Origin of the sequence: Solilutibacter silvestris, from assembly GCF_002895945.1 — a bacterium.
GTDB lineage: Bacteria > Pseudomonadota > Gammaproteobacteria > Xanthomonadales > Xanthomonadaceae > Solilutibacter > Solilutibacter silvestris.
Genome location: NZ_NPZB01000002.1, coordinates 577,481 through 590,156, shown reverse-complemented (window position 1 = coordinate 590,156; position 12,676 = coordinate 577,481). Strand labels below are relative to the sequence as shown.

The 12,676-nt window shown below is 65.1% G+C and carries 10 protein-coding genes and 1 tRNA gene; 4 read left to right on the top strand and 7 right to left on the bottom strand.

Annotated elements, in window-relative coordinates; all coding sequences use genetic code 11:
• Positions 1 to 49: 49 nt before the first annotated feature.
• Entirely contained in the window at positions 50 to 1,684 is a 1,635-nt protein-coding gene (locus tag Lysil_RS10375; RefSeq protein ID WP_103075508.1) for a hypothetical protein, read from the bottom strand.
• 3 nt (positions 1,685 to 1,687) lie between these two features.
• Positions 1,688 to 2,311, bottom strand: coding sequence for an NfuA family Fe-S biogenesis protein (locus Lysil_RS10370; RefSeq protein ID WP_103075507.1), 624 nt, complete (start codon positions 2,309 to 2,311; stop codon positions 1,688 to 1,690).
• Between the two features lie 53 nt (positions 2,312 to 2,364).
• Here Lysil_RS10370 and Lysil_RS10365 point away from each other — a divergent pair, with 53 nt between their 5' ends.
• Positions 2,365 to 2,706 (top strand): 4a-hydroxytetrahydrobiopterin dehydratase, encoded by a 342-nt coding sequence (locus Lysil_RS10365; RefSeq protein ID WP_103075506.1) that lies wholly within the window; start codon positions 2,365 to 2,367, stop codon positions 2,704 to 2,706.
• Between the two features lies 1 nt (position 2,707).
• Here the strand turns inward: Lysil_RS10365 and Lysil_RS10360 are convergent, their stop codons facing one another.
• Positions 2,708 to 3,673: an RluA family pseudouridine synthase gene (locus tag Lysil_RS10360; RefSeq protein WP_103075505.1), complete on the bottom strand. Its 966-nt coding sequence runs from the start codon at positions 3,671 to 3,673 to the stop codon at positions 2,708 to 2,710.
• A gap of 368 nt (positions 3,674 to 4,041) precedes the next feature.
• On the opposite strand from Lysil_RS10360, the gene rne reads away from it, so the two are divergent.
• Positions 4,042 to 7,080 (top strand): ribonuclease E, encoded by a 3,039-nt coding sequence (gene rne, locus Lysil_RS10355; protein WP_103075504.1) that lies wholly within the window; start codon positions 4,042 to 4,044, stop codon positions 7,078 to 7,080.
• A 66-nt stretch (positions 7,081 to 7,146) separates the two neighbouring features.
• On the opposite strand, the gene Lysil_RS10350 is transcribed toward rne, so the two are convergent.
• Positions 7,147 to 7,794 carry a response regulator gene (locus Lysil_RS10350; RefSeq protein ID WP_103075503.1) on the bottom strand — a complete coding sequence of 216 codons (648 nt, stop codon included), beginning with the start codon at positions 7,792 to 7,794 and terminating at the stop codon, positions 7,147 to 7,149.
• Between the two features lie 315 nt (positions 7,795 to 8,109).
• Here Lysil_RS10350 and Lysil_RS10345 point away from each other — a divergent pair.
• A tRNA-Ser gene (locus Lysil_RS10345) sits at positions 8,110 to 8,199 on the top strand.
• Here the strand turns inward: Lysil_RS10345 and serS are convergent.
• Entirely contained in the window at positions 8,200 to 9,477 is a 1,278-nt protein-coding gene (gene serS, locus Lysil_RS10340) for a serine--tRNA ligase (protein ID WP_103075502.1), read from the bottom strand.
• Between the two features lie 96 nt (positions 9,478 to 9,573).
• Here serS and Lysil_RS10335 point away from each other — a divergent pair, with 96 nt between their 5' ends.
• Positions 9,574 to 10,245, top strand: a complete 672-nt coding sequence (locus Lysil_RS10335; RefSeq protein ID WP_165782467.1) for an energy transducer TonB — start codon at positions 9,574 to 9,576, stop codon at positions 10,243 to 10,245.
• 27 nt (positions 10,246 to 10,272) lie between these two features.
• On the opposite strand, the gene aroA is transcribed toward Lysil_RS10335, so the two are convergent.
• Positions 10,273 to 11,574, bottom strand: coding sequence for a 3-phosphoshikimate 1-carboxyvinyltransferase (aroA, locus tag Lysil_RS10330; RefSeq protein WP_103075501.1), 1,302 nt, complete (start codon positions 11,572 to 11,574; stop codon positions 10,273 to 10,275).
• The gene (hisC, locus tag Lysil_RS10325) at positions 11,571 to 12,674 is read right to left on the bottom strand and encodes a histidinol-phosphate transaminase (RefSeq protein WP_103075500.1); all 1,104 of its coding nucleotides are present in this window, start codon (positions 12,672 to 12,674) and stop codon (positions 11,571 to 11,573) included. The genes aroA and hisC overlap by 4 nt, the downstream gene beginning before the upstream one ends.
• Positions 12,675 to 12,676: the final 2 nt, after the last annotated feature.

The window sequence follows — 12,676 nt, the reverse complement described above, 5'->3', positions numbered from 1 at the left end:
TACGCGAAGAGCCACAACGCCCGGCCGCGCCCCGCAGCCTGCTCGTGCCCTACGGCTTGCTTGAACTTCCGCCCTGCGCAGGCGTTTCAACTTCGGCGCCCTTCTCCGGCGCACCGAGCGCCGACGGATCATCGAAATACTTCGACTTGAACGGCACCGCCGGCGGTTTGCGCGCCCGCGCCGGATTGTCCTTGACGCCATTGATGCCGCCGGCGATGCCGCAACCACCACCAAGTTGCAGGATCGAAATCTGGCACTTGATGACGCGCTTGCCATCGCTGCCGAGTGGAATCTCGATTTCCTTGATGCCTTTGCGCACCCACTCCTCGAGCAGGTTTTCGTGCGGCACCCAATACGGTTCGAAGATCGTCGCGTCGTCCTTGCGCACCTGGCGCTTCACCCACGACCCTTCCTTGTAGGGGTCCTTGATGCGCGCGGTGAACTGATCCGCACCGTACTTCGCCACACCCGAAGTGTCGTACTGCCCACTGGTGCCGCCACCGCGGTTTCCGTTGATCGCGCCATGTGGCTGCCCCGCAACATTACGGCTCGATGCACCCCAATCATCACCCTTCAGTGGCGTCGGCGGACCGCCGGTTTTCGCCTGCGTCCCGGCACCAACGCCACGACCAGTGTTGATACCGCTGCCATTGCCGACCGTTGTCGAAGGCGCGCCGGTGGTCGCGGATGTTCCGCGCAACGGCGAGTTCGATCCCGCCGTCGATGCGGCCTGCGCCGAAGACGGCGCAGCGGATGACGCGCCCGAAGCTGCGGTCGGCGCCGGCGGCAGGTTGATCGGCTTGACGGCTTTCGCCGACAGCGTCGGCATCGCTGTGACTTGCGCCTGCACGTTCGGCAACGATGCCTGCGCGAGCGGTTCCGGTTCCGGCGGCGTCGGCAACGCCTGCGCATGCAATTCCTGCGGCTGCACCGCAACCGGTGTCGGCAGCGTCGGCATTTTCTGCGGCGGCTGGGTGAACTTGGGCACGGCTTCGGTCGGCTTCGCCACCAGGATCGGCGTCGACGGTGGCAACGGTTCCGACGGCGCGGGATGCGCCGGCGTTTGTGGCGCCTGCATCGCCATCGTCGCCACGGATTCCGTCTGTGATTGAGTGTGCACCTGTTCGACCGATGCGCTTTGCGGCGCAGCAGATGCGGACGCCTTCGCTTGTGTCGGATGTTGCGTTGCACGCGCGGTGGTGATTTCCGGTTGCGGCTGCGGCGTGCCACCGCCTTCCTCTTCGGGCGCGCCTTGTCCGATCAACTGCACCTGGATCGCCAGGTCTTCTTCGTGGGTCGGTCGCGCCATGAAGCGCAGGTACATCAACCACAGCAGCATCGCCGCGAAGAACAGATTGATGACGAGGCTGGCGATCGCCGAACCGATGCGCAGGCGGCGATTGCCGTCGCTTTCTCCATCCCAACTCTGGCGGAACATGCTGCGGAAACTCTGCCAGCGCGTCAGCTGCATGCGCGATGCGGGCGGACGCTTGGGCGGCGCGCGCGTGACCAGCACATCGCGCAATGTGGATTCGGAATATCCGGGAGATGCCGCTTTCGTCGGCGCGGCGTGCAGCCATGCCCGCCAACTGGTCAGGAATGGCGATTCGGATTGCGGGCGAATGGAGCGGAGACTGCGGCGACGACTGCGCAGGGCTGCTGCGAGATCATCGGGCCCGAACATGGGTCAGCCGCGGTCCTGCTGGGCCTGCTCTTGTTGAGCCTGCTCCCGTTGGTAGTACGGCTCTTCGCCCGTCTCGTGATCGGTGGCATCACGCACCGCAGTCACGCCGGGCACGCGTTCCAGCAAGGTTTTCTCGATGCCCTGCTTCAGGGTGACATCGGCCATGCCGCAACCGTGGCAGCCGCCGCCGAAACGCAGCGTCACCACGCCTGCGGCATCAACCTGTTCCACCTGCACATGGCCGCGATGCGACGCCAGCTGCGGATTGATTTCGTTCTCCACCACGTAATGCACGCGCTGCGCCAGCGAGGCACCTTCGCCCGGCGCTTCGCCCTTCACTTTCGGTGCGCGGATCTGCAACTGTCCGCCGGTGGCCTGCGTCACGTAATCGATGGTGGCGCCATCCAGCGCCTCGACGCTGATGGCCTCGATCCACAAGGTGAAGCCCTGGCAGTCCACCGCCCATTCATCGCCGGAGAGGTCACCAGGCGCGGCGAACTCCAGGCGCACGTCGGCGCGTGGGGTGCCGGCATGCACTGCGGACAGCTTCACGCCGAGGCCGGCGATGTCCTCGCGTTCGATCAGCTTGCGGAAGTACGCCTGCGCGGTTTCGGAGATATCAATCATCCCGGTATTCTAGCCGTCCCGGCGTCCGACCCGAGCCGCCTGCAGGAGTTGCCATGTCCGACATGATTCCTTTGGTTCAGGCCCATTGCTGCGCACGCGTGGGCGCCTCCCACCGCTTGAGCGAAGCGGACGTCCGCGACCTGTTGCCGCAGGTGCCGGGCTGGGAGCTGGTCGAGGACGGCCATGCCATCAACAAGACCTTCCAGTTCGAGGATTACTACCGGACGATGGCCTTCGTGAACGCCCTCGCCCATATCGCCCATCGCGAGGACCACCATCCCGACCTGTCGGTGCACTACAACCGCTGCGTGGTGCGCTATTCCACCCATGATGTCGGCGGCTTGAGCGAGAACGACTTCATCTGCGCGGCGAAGGCCGATGCGTTGGCGGAATGAACTAACCCAGCTTGTCCAGCACCTCGCGCAAATCCGGCGCCAGCGGCGCATCCAGCACGTAGTCCTCACGGCCGCCATCCAGCGCGAAACGCAGCGATGCCGCGTGCAGGAACAACCGACGCAATCCGGCCTGGTCGCGCAAGCGCTTGTTGACCTCGCCATCGCCGTACTTGTCGTCGCCCGCCACCGGATGACCGATGTGTTGGGCATGCACGCGGATCTGGTGGGTGCGGCCGGTGTCGATCTTCACTTCGCAATATGAGTGTCCGCCGACACGCTGCAACAGCTTGAAGTGGCTCCGTGATTCCTTGCCGCCATCGTTCACCTGCACGTGGCGTTCGCCGCCCTGGCGCAAGCCGATCAGCAGCGGGGCATCCACATCCATCGTGCCGTTCGGCATCCGCCCGGCCAACAGGGTCAGGTAGCGCTTGTCGATGCCGGCGCCGTGATCCTCGCGCATCAGTGCCTGGAGTTCGCGCAAGGCCGAGCGCTTCTTCGCCACGATCAACAGGCCCGAGGTGTCGCGATCGAGGCGATGGACCAGCTCCAGCGATTCATTTGGCCGCAGGGCGCGCAGTGATTCGATCGCGCCATGGCGGATGCCGCTGCCGCCGTGACTGGCCAGCCCGGACGGCTTGTTCAGGGCGAGCAGGCGGCTGTCCTCGAAGACGATGGCGGCGTCCAGCGCCTCCAGCAGGCCCCTGGGCGGCGGCGCGGATTCCTCGGGTTCACCCAACCGTACTGGCGGAATGCGGACTTCATCGCCGGCCACCAGCTTGCGTTCGGGCTTGCCGCGGCCACCGTTCACCCGCACCTGCCCGGAGCGAACGATCTTGTAGATCAATGACTTGGGCGCGCCCTTGAGCTGGCCCAGCAGGAAATTGTCCAGCCGCTGGCCATCGCGATCCTCGGGAACGCGGACCATGCGGACCCCGGGACTGGAAGCTGGTGATCCTGAATTGGCCATGTTCGATCTGTTACACTCTATGGACGGGACAAGTTCCTGATTTCGTTGCACTCTCGGGTCGAAAGCCCGCCGCAGCGAAACCGCGCAACCGGCATCACCGTCCGCGGGGCGGTCATGTTAACCGGCTGGGCGGCAGCGAACTCGATCGTCGGGCGTTCGCGTCCGTGCTGCACATTCGTCGCGTGGCGTCGTTTCCCCGGAAGCGATGCGGCCGGCACCCACAACCAGAACATCAAAGCGCTCCCGCGGTCCGCCGTGGTGTTGTAGCGCTGGAATACTCCAAGGCCCGCGCAGCGATGCGCGGCCAGCGGTCTCCAGAGGCACGATGCCCCGGTGTTCCGCGCCGTAGAGCGCAGGGAACACCACTCATGAAGCGCATGCTGATCAACGCGACGCAGGCGGAAGAACTCCGCGTCGCCATCGTCGATGGACAGAACCTCTACGACATCGACATCGAGCAACCCTCGAAAGAACAGAAAAAGTCCAACATCTACAAGGGCAAGATCACCCGTGTCGAGCCGTCGCTGGAAGCGGCGTTCGTCGAATACGGCGCGGAACGCCATGGCTTCCTGCCGCTGAAGGAAATCTCGCGCGACTACTTCCAGCCCGGCACCGACCATCGCAGCAGCAACATCCGCGAACTGGTGCGCGAAGGCCAGGAAGTCGTCGTCCAGATCGAAAAGGACGAACGCGGCAACAAGGGCGCCGCGCTGACCACCTTCATTTCGCTGGCCGGCCGTTACATGGTGCTGATGCCGAACTCGCCGAGCGCGGGTGGCGTGTCGCGCCGCATCGAAGGCGATGATCGCGCCGAACTGAAGCGCGCGATGGATGCACTCGCGATTCCCGATGGCATGGGCGTGATCATCCGCACCGCCGGCGTCGGTCGCGATGCCGAAGAACTGCAGTGGGATCTCGATTACCTGCTGTCGGCATGGAAGGCGATCGCCGAAGCCGCGCTGAGTAAGCCGGCGCCGTTCCTGATCTACCAGGAATCGCGCCTGATCATCCGCGCCCTGCGCGACTACATGCGCCCCGACATCGGCGAAATCCTGGTGGACACGCCGGAGATGTACGCCGAAGCGCTTGAATTCGTCGAGCAGGTGATGCCGCAGTCGCTGCGCAAGCTGAAGCCGTACACCGACGACACGCCACTGTTCAACCGCTTCCAGATCGAATCGCAGATCGAGAGCGCCTACGAGCGCGAAGTGCGCCTGCCCTCCGGCGGCGCCTTGGTGATCGACCAGACCGAAGCCTTGACCGCGGTCGACGTCAACTCGGCGCGCGCGACCAAGGGCGGCGACATCGAGGAAACGGCGTTCCACACCAACATGGAAGCGGCCGAGGAAGTGGCGCGCCAGTTGCGCCTGCGCGATCTCGGCGGCCTGGTGGTGATCGATTTCATCGACATGGAATCGAGCAAGCACCAGCGCGAGGTGGAGAACCGCCTGCAGAACGCCCTGCGCTCCGATCGCGCGCGCGTGCAGCTTGGCCGCATCTCCAAGTTCGGCTTGATGGAGATGAGCCGCCAGCGCCTGCGTCCGTCGCTGGGCGAAGCCAGCCAGATCGTCTGTCCGCGTTGCGAAGGCCACGGCCGCATGCGCAGCGTCGAATCGCTGTCATTGTCGATCCTGCGTCTCGCCGAAGAACACGCGATGAAGGACAACACCGGACAAGTGCTGGTGCAGGCGCCGGTCGAAATCGCCAACTACCTGTTGAACGAGAAGCGCCGTGCGCTGAGCGAGATCGAACAGCGCCATGGTGCGCCGATGGTGATCGTCGCCGACGAGCAGATGCACACGCCGCACTACGAAGTCACGCGCATCCGCGAGAACGAACTCGGCGAAGAAACCAGCAAGCCCAGCTACCACCGCGGTACGCCGCGCAAGGTGCCGACGCATGCCTTGAGCAAGTCGCATCTCAATATCCCGGAGCCGATGGTCAAGGCGGTCAAGCCTGCACAGCCGGCACCGATTCGTCCCGAAGCACCTGTGCCCGCACCCGCGCCGGTGCCGCCGCCCGCTCCAGTGGCTGCGCCCGCACCCGTCAAGCGCAAGGGCCTGCTCGGCCGCATCGTCAGCGCATTGGTCGGCGGCGACGAGGCACCGGCTGTAGCGCCTGCTCCCGCGCCTGCGCAAACGCAGGCAACGCGCAATGATCGTGGCGGCAACAAGCGTGACCGCGACGATCGTCGTCCGCGCGATGGCCAGCAACGCGGCCAGAACAACGGGCAGCGCCAGCCACGCGAACGTGGCGAGAATCAAGGCAAGCAAAACGCCCCGCAAGGCAACCAGAAACAGCCGGGCAACAAGCCGGCGCAGCAACAGCAGGCTCCGCGCGCACAGCAGCAGGAACAGGTGGCTGCCGCCGATGTCACGACCGCGAACGAACAACCGGCACAGACTGCGGGCGAACGCGAACCGCGCAGCAACAATAACCGCCGTCGCAGCCGCAATCGTCGTGGACGTGGCGAAGGTGCGGCAGTTGATGCAGGGGCTGATGGCAACATCGAGCGCCTGGATGCCGCGGCGGAGGCAGCGGTCGCGACGACAGTCGTCGTGACGCAGGATGCCGCACCGGAAGCTGCCCCCACGGCAGTCAATGTTGCCTCGGAGCAATCGGACACCGTGAAGCCGGCCAGCGATGCCGCGACGGTCGAAGGCGTGGAAATCGACACCGATACCACGCCGGAAGACGATGACAAGCCGAAGCGTCGCCGCGGCCGCCGTGGTGGTCGTCGCCGTCGCAAGGGCGGCGTCGAAGGCGAAGCTGGCGGCGATGACGTGTTCGACGACATCGGCGACGACGAAGCCGCCGTGAGCACCATCGGCAACGGTCACCAGCCGGAATTCGAGTTCGACGATCTCGGTGAGGATGCCGCTGCTGTCGCGAAGCCCGCACCGGTGCGCGCGCCGCAACCGCAAGCTGTTGCGGAGCAGGCGCCTGTCGTAGTGGAACGCGCCGTGGAAAGCGCTGTCGCAGCGACGCAGCGCACCGCAACGCCCGAGCCGCTTGTGGAAACACAGCCCACCGAAGTGGCTCCTGAACTGGCGACGACACCTCCCGCGCCGGCTGCCGCTGCTCCCGCAGCTGCAGGCCCGTCGATGATGTTCGCGAACACGCCACCGCGCGAAACCAACCAGGCGATGCCGTTGTCGGCCGCCATCGCGGTGTCCCTGGTCGATTCGATGCGCATGCCGCGTCCGGCTGCGCCAGCCGCTGCGCCCCAACCGCAGGTCGCGAAACCGGAACCTGTGCAGACGCAGGAACCGGAAGCCATCGAAGAAGCGCCGGCTGAAGAGTCTGCGATTGAACTCGCCAGCCAGGAAGCTCACGTGCCGGAAGCGGACCACGCTGTCGTCCCGCATCTGTCAGGTGACGAGATCGAGCGCGCCCACGACGCCTGAAACAGCATCGCCTGAAATGAAAAAAACGCCGGTCATGCCGGCGTTTTTTTGTTCTGCGAATCGTTGTCAAACCGCGTCGGCGATATCGACCATGCCGTACTGAGTGGCAAGACGCGCGAGCGCGACGTTGTCGCGGATCCCGAGTTTCTCGAACGCCCGCGACTTGTGCGTGTTGACGGTCTTCGCGCTCAACGACAATCGCTTGGCGATTTCTTCCTGGCGCAGCCCGCGCATCAGCAGCAACGACACTTCGAGTTCGCGACCCGAGAGCTCATCGAACGGCGATCCGCCACCGCTCACCGACGACAATGCGATCGCCTGGGCGATGCCATTGGCGAGGAAACGCTTGCCGCGCGCGACATCGCGCACGGCACGGATCAATTCCGAGGCGTCGCCGCCCTTGCCGACGTAACCGCTGGCACCGGCATCGAGCAGGCGCTTCGGCATCGGGCCATCTTCCAGCACCGAGACCGCGATGACCTTGGTCTCGGGCAGGCTGCGGGTGATGCGTTCGGTGACTTCCAGCCCGCTCAACCCGGGAAGATGGATGTCGCACAGCACCACGTCGGGCTTGAGCTGGCGCACCTGATCAAGTGCGGTTTCGCCGGTCTCGGCTTCGCCCACCACTTCGATATCGACCTCGCCGGCCAGGATCATTTTCATGCCGGCACGCACCAGGGCGTGGTCGTCCACCAGATAGACACGAATCGTCATGCGGCCCTCCCTCATTTCGACGGGGACAGGTTAGCGCGTCTGCCAAACTGTGGAAACCGTCAAATTCCGCGATCAGGCGTCGGGGAAATCCGACATGGCGGCCCACCGATTTGGCGGAAGCGGTGAGATTGATTCGGGCTTGCCGGCCCTCGCGTGCAGCGCTCGGGCGTTCGAAACCGCGCGCACCATGGCGCGCAAGCACGGTTTCTCACCCATGGCCCTCACCGCTACGCGGACAGCCTGCGGCTGTCCAAATCGACAGTCCCTGCCGATTTGTCGAACCCACATAGCGAGTCATGCGAGAATTAACGTACAGGAGAGATGGCCGAGTGGTTTAAGGCACCGGTCTTGAAAACCGGCGAAGGGTTAAACCTTCCGTGGGTTCGAATCCCACTCTCTCCGCCATCACCCGATGCTTTCGGCCCCGCCCATGTACGGCCGCAGCACTTCCGGAATGGTGATGCTGCCATCGGCGTTCTGGTAATTCTCCATCACCGCGATCAGCGCACGGCCAATCGCGACACCCGATCCGTTGAGCGTGTGCACCAGTTCCGGCTTGCCGGTTTCGGGGTTGCGCCAGCGCGCCTGCAGGCGTCGCGCCTGGAAATCGCCGCAGTTGGAGCAGGAGGAAATCTCGCGGTACGTGTCCTGCGAGGGCAACCAGACTTCGAGATCGTAGGTCTTGCGCGCGGAGAAGCCCATGTCGCCGGCGCACAACAGCATGCGGCGATACGGCAGGCCGAGTTTCTCCAGCACGGTTTCCGCGCAGCGCGTCATGCGCTCGTGTTCGGCGTCGCTGTCGCCGGGCTTGGTGATCGACACCAGCTCGACCTTCTCGAACTGGTGCTGGCGGATCATGCCACGGGTATCGCGTCCCGCCGAACCGGCTTCGGCGCGGAAGCACATCGAATGCGCAGTCATGCGCAGCGGCAACGTCGTGGCATCGACGATGTCGTCGCGCACGAGGTTGGTCAGCGGCACTTCCGCAGTGGGGATGAGATAGCGCTTGTGTTCGCCGAGTTGCGTGGAGAACAGGTCTTCCTCGAATTTGGGCAATTGCCCGGTGCCGCGCATCGATTCCTCGTTGACGATCACCGGGACATTGGTTTCCTCGTAGCCGTGTTCGCCGGCGTGGAGATCGAGCATGAACTGCGCCAGCGCACGATGCAGTCGCGCCAGGCCGCCACGCAGCACGGTGAAACGCGCACCGCTGAGCTTGGCTGCGCTTTCAGCATCGAGCCAACCGTTGCGCGCACCGAGTTCGACATGATCCTTCACCGCGAAATCGAAAGCGCGCGGCGTGCCCCAGCGCTGCTGTTCGACGTTGGCGCTTTCGTCGTCGCCATCGGGCACCGAGGCATCGGCAATATTGGGAATGCCGAGCGCGATCGCTTCGAGTTCGCCACGGATCACGTCGAGGCGCGCTTCGCTCGCCTTCAATTCATCGCCCATGCCCGCCACTTCCGCCAGCAGCGGCGCGACGTCCTCACCCTTGGCCTTGGCGATGCCGATGGCCTTGCTGCGGGTATTGCGCAGGTTCTGCAGTTCCTGGGTGCGCACCTGCAGCGATTTGCGTTCGCCTTCCAGCCGCTCGAGCGTGGCGACATCCAGCACATGACCACGGCGTGCCAGTTGCTTGGCGAGTCCAGCGGGGTCGGTACGAAGCAGGTGTGGATCGAGCATGGGTGCGCGGGCAACGTGAATGACCGCCCATTATCGCCCAGAGCAGCGCCCCGCATCCGTGCCAGAATCGGGGTTCGGCCGCCTCCTCCCCCACGCATGCCCGAATTCATCCAGAAGATCCGCGCTTCCGCCGCATTCCAACGCCTGTCCGCCTTCGCCCGCCGCGGCAACACACCATGGCTGCTCGCCGCGCTCGGCGTCGGCTTCGTGTTGTTCCTGCTGATGTGGGGCCAGACCCGCAAGCAGTTCTTCACCGTCGAACCGGTGGCGAAGAGCGAACCGGGGCAGGAATACACGCCGCTGCCGACACCGACGCCCGGCGGATCGATCACCGATACGCCAGCCGATAGCGGTGCTCCGTCGTCCGGCGACCAGCCGCGCCTGCTGGAACCACCGAAGCCGCCACCGGCGCCGAAAGCACCACCGCCGAGTGACGACAGCGCGATCGCCAATGCTCCGACGGCAGCCCACGGCGCGGGCACGACGAACGGCGCGACTTCGGCGGCCGTGCCGATCAGCCAGCCGGCACCAAACTATCCGCGCACTGCGATGCAGATGTCGCGCGAAGGCCGCGTCCGTGTGAAAGTGGAAATCGACGCCGAGGGGGTGCCGACCGACAGCAGCCTGGTGGAATCAAGCGGTGATCGCGACCTCGACCGCGCAGCCTTGCAGAGCGTGCGGCGCTGGCGCTTCAAACCTGCGCTGGCGCATGGCACGCCGGTCGCCAGCAACGCCACCGTGCCGATCGAGTTCAAGTTGTCGCAGTGATCTTGTTGCCGAGGTGATGCGCGCCGATCAATCGCCGCGCAGGTCGAACCCAATGGAACGCGTCGAGGCCGCGAAGCCCGGATAGGACGTCGCGACGTTGGCGGTGTCGCGGATCTCCACATCGGCGGACGCGCGTTGCGCCGCCACCGCGAATGCCATCGCGATGCGATGGTCGCCATGGCTTTCGATGACGCCGCCGTGCAAGCTGCCGCCGTGGATGTCGGCGCCGTCCGGAGTTTCATCGACGCGGATGCCAAGTGCGCGCAAGCCATTGGCCATCGCGGCGATGCGGTCGGATTCCTTGACGCGCAGTTCGGCGGCGCCGCGCACGCGGGTGATGCCATCGGCCAATGCGGCGGCGATGAATAACACCGGGAATTCATCGATCATGTCGGGCACGCAGTCGACCGGCACATCGATGCCGCGCAAGGTCGTTGCACGCACGTATAGATCGGCGACCGGTTCGCCATCGTTGCCCTTGGCATCGTCGGCGCGGATATCGGCGCCCATCATCGCGAGTACGCGCAGCAGGCCGGTGCGACGCGGATTCATCCCCACCTGTTGCAGCACCAAGTCGGAACCGGGAATGACGCAGGCGGCGACCAGCGCGAATGCCGCAGAGGAAAAATCGGCGGGCACGTGGATGTCGGTGGCGATCAGGCGATGACCGCCCTCCACTTCCGCCCAACCTTCGCCGAAACGAATCGGCCAGCCGAAGGCCTGCAGCATGCGTTCGCTGTAATCACGGGTCGGGTGCGGCTCGGTGATTCGTGTGGTGCCGTCGGCATAGAGGCCGGCCAGCAGCAGCGCCGATTTCACCTGCGCGCTGGCAACCGGCAACGCGTAATCGATGCCTCGCAAGGTGGATGCGGGCGAAACCCGCAACGGCGGAACATCGCCTTCGGCTGCTTCGATCTGCGCGCCCATCATCCGCAACGGCTCGATCACGCGACGCATCGGCCGCTTCGTCAGCGATTCATCGCCAACCAGCGTGCTCGCGAATGCTTGCGCGGCGAACAGGCCGGAGAGCAGGCGCATCGCGGTGCCGGCATTGCCGCAGTCGAGATCGGACGCGCTCGCCTTCAGGCCATGCAAACCAACGCCATCGACGATGCGCAACGACGGTTCCGGCGCTTCGATACGTACGCCAAGTTGCTGGAAAATCGCGGCGGTCGCGCGGGTATCGCCACCTTCTAGGAAGCCATGGATATGCGAACGCCCTTCCGCCAACGCTGCCAGCATGATGGCGCGATGCGACACCGACTTGTCGCCGGGAATCGCCAATCGCCCATGCAGCGGTTGGCCTTTCGATGCGATCCACGCGCTCATCGCAGCGCATCCAGCGCGGCGAGCAGCGTCGCGTTCTGGTCCGCGGTGCCAATGGTGATGCGCAGGCAGTCGGGCAAGCCGTAGCCGCCCATCGGCCGCGGTACGATGCCGCGTGTACGCAAGGCTTCATCGATGCGCGCGGCATCTTCACCAAATCGCACCAGCAGGAAATTGGTCTGCGAGGGAAACACGAACAGGCCGCGCGAACGCAATGCATCCGCCAAGCGCTCGCGTTCGATCTTGTTCTTGCGCACGCCTTCGCCGACATGCGCGGGATCGCCGAGCGAGGCTTCCGCCGCGGCAAGACCCAGCAAGTTCACGTTGAAACTCTCGCGTACACGCTCCAGCCAGCCGATCAATTCCGGCTGCGCGATGCCGTAGCCGACGCGCAATCCCGCCAATCCATGCGCCTTGCTGAAGGTGCGCAACACGATCAGATTGGAATGCCGCGCCACCAGCGCGATCGCCGACGCCCACTCCGGCGCATCGACGAATTCGGCGTAGGCCTCGTCGATGGCAACGATGACGTCATCGGGTATGCGTGCGAGGAATCGCTCGATCGCGTCGATGCCACACCAGGTGCCGGTGGGATTATTGGGATTGGCGAGATAGACCAGATGCGTGTTGGCATCGACCGCCGCAACAATCGCGTCGAGATCGTGGCCGGCCGCCATCGCGTGATCCATCGCCAATGCCGGTGCGGCGCGGAACGGCGCGCCAACCGCAGCAGCCGCAATCGAGTACACCGCGAATCCGTATTGCGACGCCACCACGCCCGCGTCCGGCCCGGCGAACACCTGTGCCAGCTGCATCAGCAGTTCGTGCGATCCGTCGCCGAGCACGATCTGCTCGACCGCCACGCCATGCCGCTGTGCCAGCGCGCGCTTGAGATCACCGCCGCGCGGATCGGGATACAACGCGAGTTCGTCGAGATGCTTCACAACTGCATCGCGCGCGAGTGGGCTCGGGCCGTAGGGATTTTCGTTGGAACCAAGTTCAACCAACGCGGCATCAGCCGCGCGTCGCAACGCCACCATGTCGTGGCCGGGATCATAGGCGCGCAGGCCGCGGATGGCCGGCTGGACTCGGTGTTCCAACATGA

What these genes read in the sequence shown, in the direction of transcription:
- aroA (WP_103075501.1), bottom strand. Translation starts at nt 11,574, where the DNA reads ATGAGCGCGTGGATCGCATCGAAAGGCCAACCGCTGCATGGGCGATTG.
- Lysil_RS10370 (WP_103075507.1), bottom strand. Translation starts at nt 2,311, where the DNA reads ATGATTGATATCTCCGAAACCGCGCAGGCGTACTTCCGCAAGCTGATC.
- Lysil_RS10335 (WP_165782467.1), top strand. Translation starts at nt 9,574, where the DNA reads ATGCCCGAATTCATCCAGAAGATCCGCGCTTCCGCCGCATTCCAACGC.
- rne (WP_103075504.1), top strand. Translation starts at nt 4,042, where the DNA reads ATGAAGCGCATGCTGATCAACGCGACGCAGGCGGAAGAACTCCGCGTC.
- hisC (WP_103075500.1), bottom strand. Translation starts at nt 12,674, where the DNA reads ATGTTGGAACACCGAGTCCAGCCGGCCATCCGCGGCCTGCGCGCCTAT.
- Lysil_RS10375 (WP_103075508.1), bottom strand. Translation starts at nt 1,684, where the DNA reads ATGTTCGGGCCCGATGATCTCGCAGCAGCCCTGCGCAGTCGTCGCCGC.
- Lysil_RS10350 (WP_103075503.1), bottom strand. Translation starts at nt 7,794, where the DNA reads ATGACGATTCGTGTCTATCTGGTGGACGACCACGCCCTGGTGCGTGCC.
- Lysil_RS10360 (WP_103075505.1), bottom strand. Translation starts at nt 3,673, where the DNA reads ATGGCCAATTCAGGATCACCAGCTTCCAGTCCCGGGGTCCGCATGGTC.
- Lysil_RS10365 (WP_103075506.1), top strand. Translation starts at nt 2,365, where the DNA reads ATGTCCGACATGATTCCTTTGGTTCAGGCCCATTGCTGCGCACGCGTG.
- serS (WP_103075502.1), bottom strand. Translation starts at nt 9,477, where the DNA reads ATGCTCGATCCACACCTGCTTCGTACCGACCCCGCTGGACTCGCCAAG.